General features: G+C 50.7%; 19 protein-coding genes. 18 read left to right on the top strand and 1 reads right to left on the bottom strand.

What is annotated here, in order from left to right:
* Positions 1-24 precede the first annotated feature (24 nt).
* Positions 25-1,383, top strand: coding sequence for a hemolysin family protein (locus M3194_RS22710; protein WP_251656421.1), 1,359 nt, complete (start codon positions 25-27; stop codon positions 1,381-1,383).
* Between the two features lie 283 nt (positions 1,384-1,666).
* On the opposite strand, the gene mnmA is transcribed toward M3194_RS22710, so the two are convergent.
* A complete protein-coding gene (mnmA, locus tag M3194_RS22715; RefSeq protein ID WP_251656369.1) occupies positions 1,667-2,800 on the bottom strand; it encodes a tRNA 2-thiouridine(34) synthase MnmA in 1,134 nt (377 codons plus the stop codon).
* Between the two features lie 247 nt (positions 2,801-3,047).
* Here mnmA and cymR point away from each other — a divergent pair, with 247 nt between their 5' ends.
* From cymR to mltG, 17 genes are all read left to right on the top strand, one after another.
* Positions 3,048-3,467, top strand: coding sequence for a cysteine metabolism transcriptional regulator CymR (gene cymR, locus M3194_RS22720; RefSeq protein ID WP_251656370.1), 420 nt, complete (start codon positions 3,048-3,050; stop codon positions 3,465-3,467).
* Positions 3,468-3,479: 12 nt separating this feature from the next.
* Positions 3,480-4,643, top strand: a complete 1,164-nt coding sequence (locus tag M3194_RS22725; protein ID WP_251656371.1) for a cysteine desulfurase family protein — start codon at positions 3,480-3,482, stop codon at positions 4,641-4,643.
* Between the two features lie 17 nt (positions 4,644-4,660).
* Positions 4,661-5,206, top strand: coding sequence for a PRC-barrel domain-containing protein (locus M3194_RS22730; RefSeq protein WP_251656372.1), 546 nt, complete (start codon positions 4,661-4,663; stop codon positions 5,204-5,206).
* 3 nt (positions 5,207-5,209) lie between these two features.
* Positions 5,210-5,407 carry a hypothetical protein gene (locus tag M3194_RS22735; RefSeq protein WP_251656373.1) on the top strand — a complete coding sequence of 66 codons (198 nt, stop codon included), beginning with the start codon at positions 5,210-5,212 and terminating at the stop codon, positions 5,405-5,407.
* Positions 5,408-5,761: 354 nt separating this feature from the next.
* A complete protein-coding gene (locus tag M3194_RS22740; protein ID WP_251656374.1) occupies positions 5,762-6,841 on the top strand; it encodes a putative 2-aminoethylphosphonate ABC transporter substrate-binding protein in 1,080 nt (359 codons plus the stop codon).
* Between the two features lie 29 nt (positions 6,842-6,870).
* On the top strand, positions 6,871-7,908 hold the full coding sequence (locus M3194_RS22745) for an ABC transporter ATP-binding protein (RefSeq protein WP_251656375.1): 1,038 nt from the start codon (positions 6,871-6,873) through the stop codon (positions 7,906-7,908).
* Positions 7,905-9,623, top strand: coding sequence for a putative 2-aminoethylphosphonate ABC transporter permease subunit (locus M3194_RS22750; RefSeq protein WP_251656376.1), 1,719 nt, complete (start codon positions 7,905-7,907; stop codon positions 9,621-9,623). The genes M3194_RS22745 and M3194_RS22750 overlap by 4 nt, the downstream gene beginning before the upstream one ends.
* Positions 9,624-9,636: 13 nt before the next feature.
* Complete coding sequence (gene phnX, locus M3194_RS22755) at positions 9,637-10,434, top strand: phosphonoacetaldehyde hydrolase (protein WP_251656377.1); 798 nt, start codon at positions 9,637-9,639, stop codon at positions 10,432-10,434.
* Positions 10,431-11,525 (top strand): 2-aminoethylphosphonate--pyruvate transaminase, encoded by a 1,095-nt coding sequence (gene phnW / locus M3194_RS22760; protein WP_251656378.1) that lies wholly within the window; start codon positions 10,431-10,433, stop codon positions 11,523-11,525. Before phnX ends, phnW begins: the two co-directional genes overlap by 4 nt.
* Positions 11,526-11,619: 94 nt before the next feature.
* Positions 11,620-12,405: a DeoR/GlpR family DNA-binding transcription regulator gene (locus M3194_RS22765; RefSeq protein ID WP_251656379.1), complete on the top strand. Its 786-nt coding sequence runs from the start codon at positions 11,620-11,622 to the stop codon at positions 12,403-12,405.
* A gap of 102 nt (positions 12,406-12,507) precedes the next feature.
* Positions 12,508-13,578, top strand: coding sequence for an AI-2E family transporter (locus M3194_RS22770; protein ID WP_251656380.1), 1,071 nt, complete (start codon positions 12,508-12,510; stop codon positions 13,576-13,578).
* 344 nt (positions 13,579-13,922) lie between these two features.
* Positions 13,923-16,556: an alanine--tRNA ligase gene (gene alaS / locus M3194_RS22775; protein WP_251656381.1), complete on the top strand. Its 2,634-nt coding sequence runs from the start codon at positions 13,923-13,925 to the stop codon at positions 16,554-16,556.
* 59 nt (positions 16,557-16,615) lie between these two features.
* A complete protein-coding gene (locus M3194_RS22780) occupies positions 16,616-16,873 on the top strand; it encodes an IreB family regulatory phosphoprotein (protein ID WP_091186345.1) in 258 nt (85 codons plus the stop codon).
* Positions 16,874-16,889: 16 nt separating this feature from the next.
* Positions 16,890-17,306 carry a Holliday junction resolvase RuvX gene (gene ruvX / locus M3194_RS22785; protein WP_251656382.1) on the top strand — a complete coding sequence of 139 codons (417 nt, stop codon included), beginning with the start codon at positions 16,890-16,892 and terminating at the stop codon, positions 17,304-17,306.
* Between the two features lie 8 nt (positions 17,307-17,314).
* Positions 17,315-17,608: a DUF1292 domain-containing protein gene (locus tag M3194_RS22790; protein WP_167280116.1), complete on the top strand. Its 294-nt coding sequence runs from the start codon at positions 17,315-17,317 to the stop codon at positions 17,606-17,608.
* The gene (locus M3194_RS22795) at positions 17,608-17,922 is read left to right on the top strand and encodes a DUF1292 domain-containing protein (RefSeq protein WP_251656383.1); all 315 of its coding nucleotides are present in this window, start codon (positions 17,608-17,610) and stop codon (positions 17,920-17,922) included. The genes M3194_RS22790 and M3194_RS22795 overlap by 1 nt, the downstream gene beginning before the upstream one ends.
* Positions 17,923-18,296: 374 nt before the next feature.
* A complete protein-coding gene (mltG, locus tag M3194_RS22800; RefSeq protein WP_251656422.1) occupies positions 18,297-19,340 on the top strand; it encodes an endolytic transglycosylase MltG in 1,044 nt (347 codons plus the stop codon).
* The last annotated feature ends 50 nt before the right edge of the window (positions 19,341-19,390 follow it).

Here is a 19,390-nt window from a genome sequence, read left to right on the forward strand (position 1 = left end):
ACTGTATTGAGTGATCCGCTTCCGATGGTATTGCAACTGGCTCTTATTGTGTTCCTGGTGTTCATGAACGGTCTGTTTGTTGCGGCGGAATTCGCCATGGTGAAAGCCCGGGGTACCCGGATTGGTGCATTGGCAGCAGAGGGTCATCTTCGGGCGAAGCTTGCCTCGCATATGACGAGCAACCTTGATGCCTATTTATCTGCGTGCCAGCTGGGAATAACTCTGGCGTCGCTTGGCCTTGGCTGGATCGGGGAACCGGCGATCAAGGATTTGATCGAGCCTTGGTTTCTGGCGCTTGGCTGGGGCAATCCGGTATGGATTCATTCAATCTCCTTCGTTATTGCCTTTCTGTTTATTACCATTCTCCATATCGTCCTCGGTGAACTCGCCCCCAAAACCCTGGCCATCCGCAAAGCGGAGGCCGTCACACTTCTGACCGCAACACCTCTCGTGATTTTCCATAAGCTTATGTATCCGTTTATTTGGGTATTAAACGGCCTTGCGAATCAGCTGCTGAAGCGGTTCGGCATCGAGCCGGCATCCGAGCAGCATTCCGCCCATACGGAGCAAGAGATCCGCATTCTCATGCAAGAGAGCCATAAGAGCGGACTGATTAATAATACGGAGCTGACACTGGTCGATAATATCTTCGAATTTGCCGAGACCAACGCAAGGGAAATTATGATTCCGCGCACGGAGATGGTCTGCTTATACGTCCATCTGTCTCTGGAGGACAACAAGACGATTGCGCTGGAAGAAATGCATACGAGATACCCCGTCTGCGATAACGACAAGGATAATATTATCGGTTTCGTTCATATAAAAGACCTTCTGAAGGATACAACGCACAGCTTGACGGATATCCGGCAGATTACGCGCGCGATTACAACGGTGCCCGATTCCATGCAGATCAGCAACCTGCTTATTCTGATGCAGAAGAAAAAAGCCCAGATTGCCATTCTCATTGATGAATACGGAGGCACGTCCGGACTTGTAACGCTGGAGGACATTATGGAGGAGATTGTAGGCGAGATTCAAGACGAGTTCGACGAGGAGCGGGCGGAGATTGAGAAGCGGGATGATACGGCCTATTCCATCAGCGGAATGATGCTGATTGAGGAGGTCAACAGCTTCTTCGGAGTGGATATCGATTGCGATAATTACGATACGATTGGCGGCTGGATGTATTCGCAGATCGAGATTCCGCCTACAAACGAGCAGATCATTGAATATGGCGGACAATTTGCTTTTATTATCGAAGAAACGGATCATCTGCGGATTTCCCGCATCATTGTTCAGAAGCTGACCGCGCAGTCTGGCCAAGGTCAGGCCAAGGCATCCGGGAGCCCGGACGGCATGCTCTCCGCGGAGGGAGGTTTATAATGGCATATAAAATTGAAGCAAAGAATAGCGAACTCAAGCACAGGCACGGGTATGATGTAGCCACATCGTCGGGTCTATTAGGCATGGAGTTGCAAGGGGCTATGGCGATATTTGCGGTTAATCTAAAACGAATTCTAAAATTGACAGTCTAATAAAAATGAAAAAAATGGGCCATCTGCTCCTTATTTTAAGAGTAGATGGTCCATTTTTTTATAATGCAAAATCTTAAACTACAAAACACTTAAGTTCTTCAGCGGCCTCGCGCGGCGCGAGGGGGATTTTATCATTTTGCCAATGCTTCAAACGCGGCTTCATCGATTTTATGAACGATATCGATGGTGCCGCCGGCAAGACATACATCTCCGTCGTACAATACTACGGCTTGACCCGGTGTAACGGCCTTTTGCGGCTTGTCGAAGAGAATCTCTGCCGTGCCGTCAGCATGCAGCGTTACGCTGACGCCTTGATCAGGCTGGCGGTAACGGAATTTCGCCGTGCAGCGGAAGGTTCCTTCCGGTCTCTTCGGCGCAATCCAGTTCATGCCGCTTGCGGTAAGGCCCGTAGAATACAGGCTTGGATGGGATTCGCCCTGCACCACGTAGAGAACGTTCCGCTCCAGATCCTTATCGGCTACAAACCAAGGCTCGCCGTTGCCGGAACCGCCGATGCCAAGACCTTGGCGCTGGCCCAACGTGTAATACATGAGGCCGTCATGGCGTCCTTTTACCTCGCCGGAACGGATATCAACCATATCGCCGGGGCGGGCAGGCAAGTAACCGCTCAGGAATTCTTTGAAGTTGCGTTCACCGATAAAGCAAACGCCGGTGCTGTCTTTTTTCTTTGCGGTATACAGTCCGGCTTCCTCCGCAATCCGGCGAACCTCCGGCTTGGGAAGATGTCCGATTGGAAACATCGCTTTCTCGAGCTGCTTCTGATTAAGCGCGCTTAAGAAGTAGGTTTGGTCTTTATTGCCGTCAACGCCTCGGAGCAGCTTGGTCTCGCCGTCTTCCGTACGTTCGACCCGCGCGTAATGACCGGTTGCGAGATAGTCGGCGCCAAGCTCATTGGCTTTTTTGAGGAAATCGCCGAATTTTATCTCCCGGTTGCACATGACATCCGGATTAGGCGTCCGGCCGCGCTTGTATTCATCGAGGAAATAAGTAAATACTTTATCGAAATACTGCTTCTCAAAGTTTACGGTATAATAAGGGATACCGATTTGGTCGCAAACCCGGCGCACATCCTCAGCGTCCTCTTCCGCTGTGCAATGACCGAATTCATCGGTGTCATCCCAGTTCTTCATAAATATGCCAACCACGTCATAGCCTTGCTGTTTCAGCAGCAGAGCCGTTACGGAGGAGTCAACTCCGCCGGACATCCCGACAACGACGCGTGTCTCTTGCTTCGATTTGACCATCAGCACGCACCACCTTGTTCTTCACACTTCTAAGACCGCTGCGAGAGGCTCAAGCCTCTTGAACGGACTTCGTCCTATTGTAACATAGACGACAAACTTTTTCATGAAAAGTCAATCCTTTTCTCGCAAGTCGCAATAGGTTGTGTTAACATAGATATGATATGGGAATACCCGTAATTATAACAAACCATACACCAACATACGTGCTATCGAATGGAACAACTAACACATAGAGAGGTGCCCGAATATGAAAATATCGACGAAAGGCCGTTACGGCCTCACCATTATGATGGAGCTTGCGGGAAAATTCGGCGAAGGTCCGATTTCACTTAAGAGCATTGCCGAGCGCAATCAGCTGTCCGAGCATTACTTGGAGCAATTGGTTGCACCGCTTCGCAATGCCGGACTTGTAAAAAGTATTCGCGGCGCTTATGGCGGCTATATCTTGTCCAAGGAGCCGGAAACCATTACGGCCGGCGACGTGATTCGCATATTGGAAGGCCCGATTTCTCCGGTCGATTTCACGGAAGAGGATGACCCGGCCAAGCGTGATTTGTGGCTTCGTATCCGTGACGGCATCGCAAGCGTGCTTGATTCTACAACCTTGGCTGATCTGGTGAACTACCAGGATCCGGGCGTAGCGGACAGCTATATGTTCTATATCTAATGAGGGATTCGTATGAAAAAGTATTATTTTGACCACGCAGCTACAACGCCGATGCATCCGGATGTAGCTGCTGCGATGCTCGAGGTGATGACGGGGCCGGCGAGCAACCCGTCCAGCATGCATGCCTTCGGGCGTGAAGCCAAGCAAAAGGTGAACAAAGCACGCGATTTAATCGCGGCAGCGCTTGGATGCAAGCCATCCGAGCTCATTTTCACCTCCGGCGGCACCGAAAGCGACAATGCAGCTATTATCGGCGCTGCAGCGGCGATGAAGAAACAGGGCAAAACCCATATCATTACATCAAGTGCAGAACATCATGCGGTCATACATACCTGTGAAGCTTTGGCTGAAGCAGGATATGAAGTGACCTACCTTCCGGTTGACCATACGGGACGCGTCTCGATCGAGGAGCTCGCCGCGGCTATTAAGCCTCATACGGGCCTGATCAGCATTATGCATGGCAACAATGAAGTCGGCACGCTGCAGCCAATCGAGGAGATTGGCGGGATTGCCCGTGCTAACGGCGTGTTGTTCCATGTCGATGCCGTGCAGTCTTTTGGTACAATCCCATACCGGCTGTCCGAGCTGCCGGTTGATTTGATGAGCTTTTCCGCGCACAAGATAAACGGCCCGCAAGGCGTAGGAGCCTTGTATTTGGCGAACGGCACGCCATTTGAGCCAATTGCACACGGTGGATCGCAGGAGCGAAAGCGGAGAGCAGGGACAGAGAATGTCGCCGGCATTACCGGTTTCGCTAAAGCTGTTGAAATTTGTGTGAACAATCGCGAGAACAAGAAACTTTCTCTTAGCAAGCTCCGTACGGAATGGTTAGACAAGCTGAAAGCCGCATTATCCGGCGCAAACGGTACAGAGATCGTTGTTAACGGAAATGCGGAGCATCGTCTTCCGAACATTGCGAATATCAGCTTTATCGGCATTGATACGGAAACGATGCTGATGAATCTCGACATGGCGGGGATTGCTGCTTCAAGCGGCTCTGCATGCACGTCGGGTTCATTAGAGCGTTCCCATGTGCTGAAGGCGATGAACCTTTCCGAGGAGCGTTTGAATTCGGCTGTACGATTCAGCTTTGGTTTGGGGAATACTGTGGAGGAACTGGAAGACGCTGCGCGTACAATCGCGACAATCGTGGAGCGGATCCGTACCAATCAGTAGGAGGCGTGAGGCACGCCATGATCAAACTACAGCAATTAATCGGGCTGCCCGTGCTTGTGATCCATTCCGGCAAGCATGTCGGCAACGTAAGGGACGCTTGGTTCGATGAACATTGGCGGTTGATCGGTCTTATTGTAGAGGGCGCGAAATGGTTTGCGTCATCGGTCAAAACCGTTGAATGGGCAGAAGTATTAACCTGCGGTGAGGATGCCGTATTTATATCGAAGGAATCAGCGGTCAAGCCGGTAAAAGCGGCACAGATTGGGCGCTCCTTTGATTCCGGTGTCGTGAAGCTTAAGGAATTGCCCGTGATTACGGTGCATGGTTTACAGCTTGGAAGAGTATCCGATGTTTATTTTTACCCGTTTCAGGGTACACAAATAGTAGGCTATGAGCTTACGGATGGTTTTATATCGGATCTGATGGAAGGGCGCAAATGGCTGAAAGCCCCGGACGATCCGGATGCCGTGCTGCTCGGGGAAGACGCGATTATCGTTCCTGCTGTCAGTGAAGCGGAATTGGAGCCTGTCGCAGCTTCCAATTCGATAAATAGGGAGAAATGAAAGATGATGAGATGTCCTAATTGCAATTCGAAGGATATTGGTAAAATCGGTTCCCATCAGTTCTACTGCTGGGGCTGCTTCATAGAGCTGACAGTGAACGGTGAGAAGATGTCGGTCTATCAAGTAGAAGAAGACGGGACGCTTAGTTCGCTCGACGATTTATTCTTTGAGGAAGAAATGCCGCAAATTCAAGTCAATTAGCGGTTCCAAACAGATGACCAACTTCAGGACGGCGCAAGCCGTCCTTTTTGCTGTTGTCAAAAACAAGAAAAACAAACCAAACGCAAATAAATATACGCATTTTACGTTGTGATAATACCGGTAAAACAGTCAAGCATTAGAGTGAATGAAGTAAGCAAGGATACAACAAAAGCACAGATGCAGCAGTATATGATGGTTAGAATCGAGTCTTTTTATTTGAAACACAACTAAAAACAACTAAAATCAAATAAAAACAATTTATTAATATGGATTTAATACTGATTTTACAAATGAAAGATAAGCTAAGGATGTCTTAAACAGGGACATTACGATGAGGTGGAGGAGAAAGAAATCATGAAGAAGTGGATGGGAACAGCTCTAGCAACCGTACTTATCATCTCTGCATTAACAGCATGCGGCGGGAAAACCAACAATACAAATGGGGAACAAGGGGTTAACGGCAATAAGCCCGCAGGGGCAAGCTCGGAAATTACAGTCTATACGGCGCTTGAGGATGATCAAATCCAAACGTACCTGGAATCGTACAAAGCGGCAAATCCGAATGTGAAGGTTAATATCGTTCGCGATTCTACAGGGGTTATTACAGCAAAGCTGCTGGCGGAAAAAGACAATCCGGTTGCTGACGTTGTATGGGGCACGGCAGCAACAAGCCTGCTTGTCCTGGATCAGAACAAGATGCTGGAAGGCTACTCGCCAAAGGGCATTGAGAACATTCAGCCTGAGTTCAAGGATACGCAGGAGCCCGCGCATTGGGTAGGGATCGATGCCTGGGAAACGGCATTCGCCGTTAATACGGCAGAGCTTGAGAAAAAGGGGCTTGAAGTTCCTAAATCGTACGCCGATCTTATTAAACCGGAATACAAAGGCATGATCGTGATGCCAAATCCGGCTTCCTCCGGTACGGGCTTCCTGACCGTTAACGGTCTGCAGCAGCTGATGGGTGACAGCGAAGCATGGAGCTACCTGGACAAGCTGGACCAAAACATTGCGGTCTACACAGAATCCGGATCCAAGCCTGCGAAGATGGCTGGCACGGGGGAATACCCGATTGGCATTTCGTTTGGTTACCGCGCGATTCAGGAGAAAAAGGGCGGAGCACCGGTGGAAGTCGTATTCCCTACAGAAGGCTCCGGCTGGGATGTTGAAGCTAACGCTCTGATCAAGAAAGATACCATTAAGCCGGAAGCGAAAGCTTTCCTCGACTGGGCGATCTCTGAAGAGCCCATGAAGAAATACAACGAGAACTATGCGATTCTTGCGATGAAATCCGACTCTTCGGTTATTCCCGAAGGTTATTCGAAGGATCCGATCAGCCAGCTTATCAAGCTTAATCTGAATAAGGCCGCGGAGAACCGCGATGCAACACTTGCGGAATGGACGAAACGTTACGAAGCGAAAAGCGAAAAGCAATAATGACGAATCCGAAGGAGGGGAACGGTTCTATGCCACAGAGCTATTTATCTATTGAAGGCATCCGCAAGTCATTTGGGTCATTCACGGCGCTTGAGCCTATACACATCGAGATTCCGAGGAATGAATTCGTATGCTTGCTGGGCCCAAGCGGCTGCGGCAAGACGACCTTGCTCCGGATGATTGCAGGACTCGAAACGCCGGATATCGGGCGTATGCTGGTGGAAGGCAGGGATATCACGTCCTTGCCTTCCGCAAAACGCAATGTCGGATTTATGTTTCAATCGTATGCCTTGTTCCCGAATTTGACGGTAGCCCAGAACGTTGCTTACGGACTGAGGGAGAAGAAAATGTCCAAGCCGCAAATTCAAAGCAAGGTCGAGGAAGTACTGAACATGGTTGATTTGCTATCCTCCGCGAAGAAGTACCCTGCTCAGCTGTCGGGCGGACAGCAGCAGCGGGTAGCGCTAGCCCGCGCAATTGCCTTATCTCCTGATTTTCTGTTGCTTGATGAACCGCTTTCCGCCTTGGATGCGAAGGTGAGAGAAAAGCTCCGCCTCGAGATTCGCAGATTGCATGAACAGCTTGGCATGACGACAATCATGGTTACCCATGATCAAGAAGAAGCGCTTACGATGGCAGATACCGTTGTTGTGATGAATAATGCCAAAGTTATTCAGTCCGGGATGCCCGAAGACATCTATGAACGGCCTAACAGCCGGTTTGTTGCCGATTTTATTGGCGCTGTAAACTTCCTGGAAGCCTCGGATGGCAGGGAAGCTCTCGCGATCAGGCCGGAGCATGTCCGGATTAGTCCGATACACGAACCAGGAAGCTATGAAGCAAGAATCGAAAGCCTGGAATTCCGGGGCTCCTTCTATCGGGTGACGATGCTGGTGCAGGGTCCGTCAAGCCGCTATTTTCCAAACGGAATCATGGCGGATGTGAACCGCAGTATCGTGAAACAATATCAGCTTGAAAAAAACCGCCGTGTCTACGTTCAATTGCCCGAGGAGCATTTGATTCACTTCGGGCCAACCCGCCCGGAGCGACTTGAGGTGGTTGGATGAGACCAGCGAAATGGCATACAGCCTTGACACTTAAACGGAGAAATGGCAGCTTATTCGAACGTTTAGCGATGCTTTTGTTGCTTGCGGGGTTAAGCGTGATGATTCTGCTCCCGTTGTTCTCGCTATTTAGTAAGGCAGTTACGAACAAACAGGGGGAATATAACGGTTTAGATAATTTTATCGATTATTTTTCTACCCCTGCTCTACTTAACTCTTTGCAGCATACGGTGTACGTTTCGCTCCTGACAGCAGTACTGTCCGTTTTCTTGGGCTTTCTGTTCGCATACGCCTTAACCCGTACGAATATCCCGGGGAAGATGTTCTTCAAAACGGTATCGCTCCTGATGCTCTTCGCTCCAACGATGATGGTCGGGATCGGGTTAACCTACTTGTTCGGGAATCAGGGATTGATTACAACCGGCTTTTTTGACGCTTTGCCGCTCCATTGGGATATTGGCCTATACGGACCTACGGGAATTGTCATAGCGGAAGTCTTGTACACTTTTCCTCAAGCATGCCTGATTCTAGTCGTTTCCTTAAGCTTCTCGGACTTTAATCTGTATGAGGCTGCCAAAACAATGGGAGCGGGGAAGGGACGGATCTTTCTTACCGTCACAATCCCAAGCGTGAAGTACGGTCTTATCTCCTCGTTCTTTGTCTGCTTTACCCTGGCCTTCACGGACTTTGGAGCGCCGCAGGTTGTAGGGGGCGGATACAATGTGCTGGCCACCGAAATTTATAAGCAGGTTATCGGTCAGCAAAATATGGGGATGGGAGCAACAGTGGGCATCATTCTGACTCTTCCGGCCATTCTCGCTTTTATTGTTGACAGGTTTGTAACGAGCAGACAGCATGCCGTCAGCGCAAGAGCGGTGCCGTACCGGATAACGGCGAACCGGAAGAGGGACGGTGTTTTCCTTAGCCTATGTCTGATCATGGCCGGAATGATTCTGCTTTTGATCGGGACGGTTTTCGCAGCTTCGGTCATTAAGATTTGGCCTTACAACCTTGCTTTTTCTCTTAAGCATTATGATTTCAGCAAAGTGGCGGGAGGGAGCCTGCAGCCGTTTTGGACCAGCTTGCGGATGTCCGCCTGGACGGCTCTGATCGGAACGGTGGTTACCTTTGTTGGCGCTTATTTAATTGAGAAGACCAAGACGTTCCCGGTTCTCCGGCAGGCTGGTTACTTTCTATCGATCCTCCCGCTGGCGCTGCCCGGTATCGTTCTGGGATTATCCTATATCTTCTTTTTCAATAAAGAGAGCAATCCGATGCATGGCATCTATGGGACCATCTGGATCTTGGTTCTGGCGAATATCGCTCATTTCTATTCCGTCGCCTTCGTTACCGCAACAAGCGCGCTGAAGAAGCTGGACCGGGAAATTGAGACAGCCTCTGACTCGCTCGGAGTCCCTAGATACAAGACACTGCTGCGGGTCACCATTCCATTGTGTCTTCCGGCAGTGCTGGAAATGGCGATGTATTTCTTCATTAACTCGATGGTCACCGTTTCGGCGGTTATGTTCCTGTACGCAGCCGATCTGAAGTTGGCATCGGTATCGATCGTGAACATGGAGGATGCGGGAGATATCGCCCCAGCCGCTGCCATGTCAGCATTAATTGTCCTGACGAATATCGGGATTCGGCTTCTCTATGAAGCAATAACCCATCAAATCAAGAAAAGAACGCATGCTTGGCAAACAAGAGAACATTGAGGAGAGATGAAAGATGATTCGAGCAGTCATGCTGGATTGGGCAGGCACCATGGTCGATTTCGGCTGCTTTGCGCCACTTAACGTATTTGTAGAGGTTTTCGGCCGCAAAGGCGTTCAGGTTACGGTAGAAGAAGCAAGAGAGCCAATGGGGATGCTGAAGCGGGACCATATCGCGGCCATGTGCCAAATGGAGCGGATTGCGGAAATTTGGGTAGGGCTGTACGGAAGAAAGCCGAATGAAGCGGATATCGATGAGCTGTACGCGGACTTTGAACCGCTGCTGTTCAGCACGCTGAAGGACTATGCAACACCGGTGCCCGGCGCCGTAGAGCTGGCAAACAGATTGCGCGGTCAAGGGATTGCCATTGGCTCAACGACCGGTTATACAAGAGCGATGATGGATATTGTGTGCAAGGGCGCCAAGGAGCAGGGCTATGAGCCGGATACTCTTGTTACGCCAAATGAAGCGGCTGCGGGCAGACCGTATCCTTGGATGATTTACCGGAATGCGGAGATGCTTGGCGTCTACCCGATGCATCATATCGTTAAGGCGGGCGACACGGTCAGCGACATGCTGGAAGGGGTTAACGCCGGCTGCTGGACTGTTGGCGTTATTGTGGGCAGCAGCGAGCTCGGCATGACGGAAGCCGAAGTAGCAGCATGCGGGGAATCCGAACTGGCTGCACGGAAGGAAGCTGTCGCAGCAAGACTTCAAGCCGCGGGCGCACATTATGTCATTGACCGGATCGGGCAGCTGGATGATGTCATTTCGCATATTAACGCGCGTCTCGGGAGAGGGGAACGTCCATGAACAGACCTTACTTGCTGCTGACGCCAGGACCGCTTACCACCTCCGATACGGTTAAAGCCGCTATGCTTCGCGATTGGTGTACGTGGGACAAAGATTATAACGGGCTGGTGCAGAGCATTCGCGCCCGTCTTGTGAGACTCGCGACCGCATCGCCAGAGCCATATACGGCAGTGCTTATGCAGGGAAGCGGCAGCTTCAGCGTGGAGTCGGTGATCGGGACGGTCATCCCTAAGGATGGCAAGCTGCTGGTCCTGACGAATGGCGCTTATGGCAACCGGATTGTTCAAATGGCGAGCGTATACGGCATTTCAACATCTGTGTTGAACTTCGGCGAGACAGATTCCGTCACGGCTGCTGCCGTGGAGGACAGGCTGCTCGCGGATCCTTCTATTACTCACGTTGCGATGGTGCATTGCGAGACGACAACGGGCATGCTCAATCCGATTGCCGACGTTTCGGCAGTGGTCCAGCGTTACAATAAGGTTTTCATCATGGACGCGATGAGCAGCTTTGGCGGTATTCCGATGGACGTCAAGGAGCTGGGCATCGATTACCTGATCAGCAGCGCGAACAAATGTATTCAGGGTGTTCCGGGCTTTGGGTTCGTTATTGCAAGAACGGAAGCGCTGCTTGCCTGCAAAGGGCAGGCTCGCTCCTTATCGCTGGATCTTTATGACCAGTGGGAAGTCATGGAAAAGGGCGGCGGCAAATGGCGTTTTACGTCCCCGACGCATGTCGTGCGGGCGTTTGATCAGGCGTTAGTCGAACTGGAGGACGAAGGCGGCATAACAGTCCGCTATCAGAGGTACAAGGCCAACCAGAAGCTGCTTGCGGAAGGAATGGCGCAGCTTGGCTTCTGCGCGCTGCTTCCGAAGGAGCTGCATTCTCCCATTATTACGTCCTTCTACTATCCTTTAAGCGATCGTTTCAGCTTTGAAGTCCTTTACGAGAAATTGAAGGCAGCGGGCTTTGTGATTTATCCGGGCAAGATCAGCACGGCGGATACCTTCCGGATCGGAAACATCGGCGAAATTTACAAAGAGGATATTGTAAAGCTGCTGCAAGTCATTAACAACGAGATCTTTTGGTAGGCTGCTGCGCTGCAGCCAGAAGGAGTTTGCTCCTTCACGGGGAACAAGTAGAAATGGTTATCGCCTAGAAATGGCAAAAAAGGGGGCACCCGCTATGTCGCTGGTCGGAGAAGAGCGGAAAAGAGAGATACTGGACATCATTAATGACGCGGGGAAAGTCCAAACGAATGATTTGGTGAAACGATTCCGCGTTTCTTCGGAAACGATTCGGCGTTACCTGGAAGAGCTGGAGGCCGAGAACCGGCTGAAGCGCGTGTATGGCGGAGCGGTAAAGATGACCCTTGTGTACGAGGAGCTTTCCCATACCAAGCGCGAGGTGCTGAGGGTTGACGAGAAGAAGCGGATCGGCCGGGCGGCGGCAGCTTTAGTCCAGGATCATGATGTTATCGTCATTGATGACGGCTCAACAACGCTGCAGATGATTCCTTACCTGCTCTATAAGAAGAATCTGACGATTATCACCAACTCTATCTCCGGATTAAATATGATTATGGACTACCAGAACAAAGAGATGTTCTCGGGCGAAGTCTTTTTTATCGGAGGCAAAATCGATCCAAGGCATTACCGGATTTCCGGCTCTCTCGCCGAAAAGTTTATGGAAAGCTTTTTTGTGAACAAAGCATTCATATCCATTGACGGAATAATGCCCGAACAGGGAATTACAAGCTTTGATTCGGACCGCGCCTTGCTTGCGCAGAAGATGATGCACAAGAGCGAGCAAACCATTATCTTAACGGACAGCAGCAAGTTCGGTGTAAACAGGCTGTACAAGATAGCTGATTTTGCGGCCATTGACGTGATTGTCTGCGAAGAAGAATGCCCTTCGGAATGGTCGCTTAGCCTGGAACAGCAGCAGGTCAACTGGATTACAGCAGACTAAACGGGCCATTCATGGATGAAATAGACCGCTTGTACATATACTTAAGCAGATTGTACTGGCAATCTTTAGGCTTAGGGAATGAAACAAGCGGGGGTGAGGGCGGTGGAACGGTTAACGAAAAGCCGTCTGTTTATTTGGCTGGTTTACATCATTATGGGGCTTCTTGCCTTGTATTTGCTGCTGCAAGTCAAGCCGATTTTTGTGCACTTATATGTGTTTCTGAAGGCGATACTTGCTCCGTTCCTCATCGCCATGATCGTTTCGTACGTCCTGAATCCGGTGGTAACGCTGCTGCATGAGCGGAAGGTGCCGCGAACCATTGCCGTTCTGCTCATATACGCGGTCTTCTGCGCGGCGCTGGCCGTGATTCTGGTGAATCTGATCCCGATGTTCAAAGAACAGATGGATCAATTGAACCGTCATGTTCCGGATCTGACTTACCGCGCGGAAAGCCTGGTGACCGACCTCAACAATACTTCCTTGCTGCCGGACAGCATACGGGATGGGATGAATAAAGCCATTTATCAGATGGAGAAAAAGCTGTCGGATACCGTAACGCACTTCATTAACAATATCGGTTCGGTTGTGAACGCGGTGTTTATTGCTTTTATCATCCCGTTCCTCGCCTTCTATATTCTGAAGGACTTTGACCTCTTCGAGCGCACGGTGATCACCTACGTCCCGAAGTCGCACCGGAAGCATACGGTCAGGCTGCTGAAGGATATTGACGCGGCGCTTGGCAGCTACATCCGGGGGCAGTTTATCGTCTGCATTATCGTGGGCATGCTTGCTTATATCGGCTATATCATTATCGGAGTTCCGTATCCGCTGCTGCTCGCCGGCATCGTTGCCGTCACGAATATCATCCCTTACCTTGGCCCGTTCTTCGGTGCCGCTCCGGCCTTGCTTGTGGCATCAACCATCTCGTTCAAAATGGTACTGCTGGTCGCGGTCGTCAACCTGTCCTGCCAGGTGCTGGAGGGCAATGTCGTATCGCCGCAGGTGGTGGGTCGTACGCTTCACATGCATCCCTTGGCCATTATCTTTGCCCTGCTTGTCGGCGGGGAGGTTGCCGGTATTGTGGGGATGATTCTGGCCGTGCCGATCTTTGCGGCGCTCAAGGTCATCGTCCAGCATATCTTTGCTTACTATGTCAGGCGAAAGACCATTTGACAGACAGTCCCGCGGCCGATATACTTTAGACAGTTGCAGCAACTAATACTTGCAAAGCGTTGATGGAAGAAAGTAAGCCATAGCCCGTCAATCAGAGAGAGAGCTTCTTCGCCTAAGGGCGTTGGCTGTAAGAGCTCTTGGGACGAAGAATGGTCGAAAGCTACTTTCGGAGTGTGAATGAACTTCACCGGCAGGACCCGTTATCGTCCGTTTGAGGAGATTGCTCATGAGCGCCGCGTGCGTTCCGGCAATAACCAGGGTGGTACCGCGATATGAATTCGTCCCTGTCTTATGACAGGGGCTTTTTTATGTTTCAATTCGAATTTTAATGGAGGTTATTAACAATGAAAGCAAGTGAAATTCGGTCCAAATGGCTTTCCTTCTTCGAAAGCAAACGGCATCACATCGAGCCAAGCGCATCGCTCGTTCCTCATAACGATCCGTCGCTGCTGTGGATCAATGCAGGCATGGCTCCGCTCAAGCCTTATTTCGACGGACGCGTCATCCCTGACAATCCGCGTATTACCAACTCGCAGAAATGCATTCGTACGAACGATATCGAGAATGTCGGCAAAACGCGCCGCCACCATACGTTCTTCGAAATGCTCGGCAACTTCTCCATTGGCGACTACTTCAAAGAAGAAGTTATCACATGGGCGTGGGAATTCCTGACGAGCAAGGAATGGATCGGCTTTGATCCTGACCGCCTCTCCGTTACGGTATTTCCGGAGGACGAAGAAGCGTACAAATTCTGGAACGAGAAAATCGGACTCCCGGCTGAGCGCATCTACAAGCTGCAAGAGAACTTCTGGGATATCGGCGAAGGCCCTTGCGGACCTTGTACCGAAATCTTCTACGACCGCGGCGACAAGTACGGCGATCTGAACGATCCGGAATGCTGGCCGGGCGGCGAGAACGAGCGCTTCCTCGAAGTGTGGAACCTGGTATTCTCGCAGTTCAACCATAACAAGGACGGCAGCTACACGCCGCTTCCGAACAAGAACATCGATACGGGCGCGGGTCTGGAGCGTTTCGCTTCCATTCTGCAGGATGTTGACTCCAACTTCGATACGGACCTGTTCATCCCGATCATCGAACGTACTTGCGAAATCGCAGGCGTGAAATATCATGTGAATGATGAGCATGACGTTGCGCTGAAAGTTATCGCCGACCATATCCGTACGGTTGCCTTTGCGGTAGGCGATGGCGTTATGCCATCCAACGAGGGCCGCGGCTACATTATTCGCCGTCTGCTCCGCCGCGCTGTTCGCTACGGAAAAACCATCGGCATCGACCGTCCTTTCCTGTATGAGCTGACTTCCGTTGTTGGCGAGATTATGGGCGTGTACTATCCGGAGGTTGTGGACAAACGCGAATTTATCGAGCGCGTGATCCGCACGGAAGAAGAGCGTTTCCACGAAACCTTGTCTGACGGCCTCGTGATGTTGTCCGACTTGGTAGCAGCAGCCCGCAAATCCGGTACAACGGAGATCGGCGGCGAAGACGCGTTCCGTCTGTATGACACGTATGGCTTCCCGTTTGACCTGACGGAGGACTTTGCAGCCGAGAACGGAATGACCGTTGACCGCGCCGGCTTTGACGCAGCGATGGAAGCACAGCGCGAACGCGCGCGCGCAGCACGCCAGGAAACAGGCGGCATGAACGTGCAAGGCGGACCGCTTGCCGACTTTACGGTTAAAAGTGAATTTGTTGGCTATAATGAACTGGTAACAGAAGCCCAAATCACGGCTATTGTCCATGAAGATTCGCTGGTAGACCTCGTAGGTGAAGGCAGCCGCGTCCTTGTCCTGCTTGACCGGACTCCTTTCTATGCGGAAAGCGGCGGTCAAATCGGCGACAAAGGAACAATCGTCGGCAACGGCTTCACGCTTCAGGTTGAAGATGTAACGAAAGCACCGCATGGCCAAAGCGTACATCACGCCGTTGTCACCTCCGGTACCGTTCGTGCAGGCGAGAAAGTCGAAGCCATCGTAATCCGCTCTGTCCGCGAAGATGTCATCAAGAACCATACGGCAACCCACTTGCTGCATAAAGCGTTAAAAGAAGTGCTCGGCGATCATGTTAACCAAGCGGGATCGCTTGTGCAGGCAGACCGTCTGCGATTCGACTTCTCGCATTTCGGAAGCATTACGCCTGAAGAATTGACGGAAATCGAACGCAAGGTAAACGAGCAAATCTGGCTGGGAACTCCCGTTGTTATCGAGAGCAAGCCGATTGCGGAAGCTAAAGCTATGGGCGCAATGGCGCTGTTTGGCGAGAAATACGGCGACGTTGTGCGCGTCGTGCAAGTCGGCACGTACAGCATCGAGCTGTGCGGCGGCTGCCACGTAGCAAACACGTCCCAAATCGGTCTGTTCAAGCTCGTCAGCGAGAGCGGCATCGGTTCCGGCGTTCGCCGGATTGAGGCTGTAACCGGCCGCCATGCATACGGCTTTATGGAAGGTCAGCTTGATCTCCTGAAGCAGGCTTCGGCACTTCTCAAATCGAACAACAACGATGTACCTAAGCGTATTGAAGCATTGTTCGCGCAAGTGAAGGAGCTGGGCCGAGAGAACGAATCGCTGCAAGCGAAGCTGAGCCGTATTGAAGCGGGCTCCCTGGAGCAAAACGCGAAGACGGTAGGCGACGTTACGGTATTGAGCGCTAAAGTCAGCGCTCCTACAATGGATGCTCTCCGCGGCATTGCAGACGAGCTGAAGCTGAAGCTTCCTTCGGCTGTTATCATCCTTGGCGCGGTGCAGGAGGACAAAGTAAACCTTGTTGCCGCCGTATCGGCTGATCTGGTGAAGAAAGGCTTCCATGCCGGCAAGATCGTCAAAGAAGCGGCTGCGCATTGCGGCGGCAGCGGCGGCGGACGCCCGGATATGGCACAAGCCGGCGGCAAAGATGCTTCGAAGCTGGACGAAGCTTTGAAACTTGCTGAAGAACTGGTTCTTAACCAATCAAATGTGATATGATAGCAGTGTAAATGTAATAAACTAGTTAATAAATGCGGTTGGAAAGCGAGGTGCAGGCGATGAATTCCATGGACAACACGATGAAGTTTGATGTGAAGGCGGAAGGTGAATCTTCCTCACAAGACATTTTGCTAACGGTGCATGAGGCGCTTCTGGAGAAAGAGTATAATCCGATCAATCAGATTGTTGGGTATTTGCTGTCCGGAGACCCCGCCTACATTCCACGGCATAACAACGCCAGAAGCTTGATTCGCAAGAAAGAACGTGATGAACTCATTGAAGAGCTTGTCCGGTTTTATCTAAACAACAAGAAATAAGGATTAGGAGCCGGATATGAGGACAATGGGTTTGGATTACGGTGACCGCAACATTGGCGTTGCGGTCAGCGACGCGTTCGGCTGGACCGCGCAGGGGATAGAGACTGTCCAGAAGCGCAGGGACGGCAGCGAACTAGCTCGGCTTGCCGAGCTGGTGAAAGAACATGAAGTAACAGAAATCGTTGTGGGACTGCCGAAAAATATGAACAATACGATTGGCCCCCGCGGCGAGATTAGTATGGCATTCGCAGAGCAGCTTCAGCAAACACTAAACTTGCCTGTTCACCTTTGGGATGAACGGCTGACAACGGTATCCGCCGAGCGTACCCTACTCGAGGCGGATGTTAGCCGGAAGAAGCGAAAGCTAGTAATAGACAAAATGGCGGCAACGCTTATTTTGCAAAATTATCTCGATTCTAAAACGAAAAGGTGAGGGTTGCGATGACAAAGGATGACCTGCAGTTCGAAGAACCGGAAATTATTTATATTCCGGATGAAGACGGCAACGAAGAAGAATTCGAAGTCATCATGAAGTTTGAAGTGGATGGCTCTGATTCGAAATATATGATGGTTGTGCCGCTTGCAAGCGAAAATGACGAGGAAGATGAAGTATACGCTTTCCGTTATGAAGAAGAAGGCGACGACCTTAAGCTTTATACCATTGAAGACGAAGAAGAGTGGAACATGGTTGAAGAAACCTTCAACACGCTTCTGGGCGAGATGGAGGACAATTAATGGCTAATGACGAGCGCATCATTCCGGTTCCGCAAGAGCGGCTTCGGGAAGTGTTCGGGAATGTAATCGAGCTGGTCTCTGAACACGGAAGTCTCGACAAGTTCGAGATCATGGCGGAATTCCAGCTCGGGCCTTACGTCTATGCCGCTCTGCAGTCGCCTGACATGAAGAAAGAGCAGGAGGTTGAGCTGTTCCGCGTCATCTTGACGGATATCGGCGAGCCCCAGCTTGAAACGATTGAAGACGATGATGAGTGGGAGCTTGCGGCGGAAGCTTATGACGATCTTCTGTTCGCAAATGACGAAATGCCTTAATTGCATACGCAAGAAGAAAAAGAGCGGCTCCCACCGCTCTTTTTCTCAGGCTTTGGAAGGAAATTATTGTCTGAATCTGGATGAAAATGAGGAATTTTAGCTTATATAGCAATGAATCATCACAATGGCCAGATACGGCCATTAGGGTGATAATTCATTAAAGTTTACGCTTACGTAGCAATGAATCATCACAAACAGCTTTTTATTGGCTGTTTGGGTGATAATTCATTAAAGTTTATGCTTTCGTAGCAATGAATCATCACAAACAGCCTTTTATTGGCTGTTTGGGTGATAATTCATTTTAGGAGGACTTCAGGTTGGCGCAATCAAGACAGCAGCATTCAAGATCAGGGCCCTCCGCAGGCCGCATTGCGATGTGGGTCATTTTATCGCTTCTGGCGCTTCTTATCATTGGAGCGGGGAGTGTCTTTTTGTATGTTTGGAACGGATTAAAGCCGACAGCTGCAGGCGAACCCGTCAGGATTGAAATCGCAAAAGGCGATTCCGCGTTTGAAGTATCCGATAATTTGGAAGAGCACGGCATTATCAAGAACTCCTTTTTGTTTAAATATTATTTGAAAGCCCAAAATGAGGGCTCTCACTTCCAGGCCGGTATATACGATCTAAGTCCCGGCATGGATAACGATGCGATTATTGCCAAGCTGAACAGCGGCGATACGGTTGCAGAAGAGATGATCCGCTTCACTATACCGGAAGGCTATACGCTGCTCCAGATCGCGGATAAGCTTGCGGAAGAGAAGCTGATTGACAAAGCCAAGTTCCTGACGCTTGCGGATTCCGCTCCAGGCTGGGAAGAAGCGGAAGCCGTAAAATCCATACCGGCCGACGATAAGCTTCATCACCGGTTGGAAGGTTACCTGTTCCCGGAAACGTATGAGCTGACGAAGGGCAGTACGGAAGAAGACATCCTGAGGCGAATGATGGCGGAGCTGGATACGAAGCTGGATTCCTTGCCGGAGGACTGGAAGGACGTGCTCGCCGAGAGCAAGCTTAATCTTCATCAGCTGTTGACGATTGCTTCGCTGATTGAGCGAGAAGTTGTCGTAGATGAAGAGCGGCCAATTGTGGCCGGCGTTATCTATAACCGTCTGGCCGACGGGATGCCTCTTCAGATTGATGCGACTGTTCAGTATTTGCTGGACAAACCGAAAGAACGATTGTTCGAGAAGGACCTGCAAATCGAAAGTCCGTATAATACGTATAAAATCGATGGATTGCCGCCTGGTCCTATTGCAAGTCCAAGTCTGGCCTCCATCAAAGCGGCGTTATATCCCGAGAAGAATGAATACTTCTATTACGTCACCAAAAAAGACGGCACGCAGACGCATCTTTTTGCAAAAACCTATAAAGAGCATCTGAAGAATATCGAAACAAGCAACCAGACGGCTGCGAAATAAGACGAATAAAAACGACAAGGGAGGACGCATGTCTTCTCTTGTTTTTTTGT

The organism is Paenibacillus glycanilyticus, from assembly GCF_023715145.1.
In the GTDB taxonomy this organism is placed as follows: domain Bacteria; phylum Bacillota; class Bacilli; order Paenibacillales; family Paenibacillaceae; genus Pristimantibacillus; species Pristimantibacillus glycanilyticus_A.

Coding starts and splice junctions, on each gene's coding strand:
- M3194_RS22710 (WP_251656421.1), top strand. CDS start 25: ATGGTATTGCAACTGGCTCTTATTGTGTTCCTGGTGTTCATGAACGGT.
- mnmA (WP_251656369.1), bottom strand. CDS start 2,800: ATGGTCAAATCGAAGCAAGAGACACGCGTCGTTGTCGGGATGTCCGGC.
- cymR (WP_251656370.1), top strand. CDS start 3,048: ATGAAAATATCGACGAAAGGCCGTTACGGCCTCACCATTATGATGGAG.
- M3194_RS22725 (WP_251656371.1), top strand. CDS start 3,480: ATGAAAAAGTATTATTTTGACCACGCAGCTACAACGCCGATGCATCCG.
- M3194_RS22730 (WP_251656372.1), top strand. CDS start 4,661: ATGATCAAACTACAGCAATTAATCGGGCTGCCCGTGCTTGTGATCCAT.
- M3194_RS22735 (WP_251656373.1), top strand. CDS start 5,210: ATGATGAGATGTCCTAATTGCAATTCGAAGGATATTGGTAAAATCGGT.
- M3194_RS22740 (WP_251656374.1), top strand. CDS start 5,762: ATGAAGAAGTGGATGGGAACAGCTCTAGCAACCGTACTTATCATCTCT.
- M3194_RS22745 (WP_251656375.1), top strand. CDS start 6,871: ATGCCACAGAGCTATTTATCTATTGAAGGCATCCGCAAGTCATTTGGG.
- M3194_RS22750 (WP_251656376.1), top strand. CDS start 7,905: ATGAGACCAGCGAAATGGCATACAGCCTTGACACTTAAACGGAGAAAT.
- phnX (WP_251656377.1), top strand. CDS start 9,637: ATGATTCGAGCAGTCATGCTGGATTGGGCAGGCACCATGGTCGATTTC.
- phnW (WP_251656378.1), top strand. CDS start 10,431: ATGAACAGACCTTACTTGCTGCTGACGCCAGGACCGCTTACCACCTCC.
- M3194_RS22765 (WP_251656379.1), top strand. CDS start 11,620: ATGTCGCTGGTCGGAGAAGAGCGGAAAAGAGAGATACTGGACATCATT.
- alaS (WP_251656381.1), top strand. CDS start 13,923: ATGAAAGCAAGTGAAATTCGGTCCAAATGGCTTTCCTTCTTCGAAAGC.
- M3194_RS22780 (WP_091186345.1), top strand. CDS start 16,616: ATGAATTCCATGGACAACACGATGAAGTTTGATGTGAAGGCGGAAGGT.
- ruvX (WP_251656382.1), top strand. CDS start 16,890: ATGAGGACAATGGGTTTGGATTACGGTGACCGCAACATTGGCGTTGCG.
- M3194_RS22790 (WP_167280116.1), top strand. CDS start 17,315: ATGACAAAGGATGACCTGCAGTTCGAAGAACCGGAAATTATTTATATT.
- M3194_RS22795 (WP_251656383.1), top strand. CDS start 17,608: ATGGCTAATGACGAGCGCATCATTCCGGTTCCGCAAGAGCGGCTTCGG.
- mltG (WP_251656422.1), top strand. CDS start 18,297: ATGTGGGTCATTTTATCGCTTCTGGCGCTTCTTATCATTGGAGCGGGG.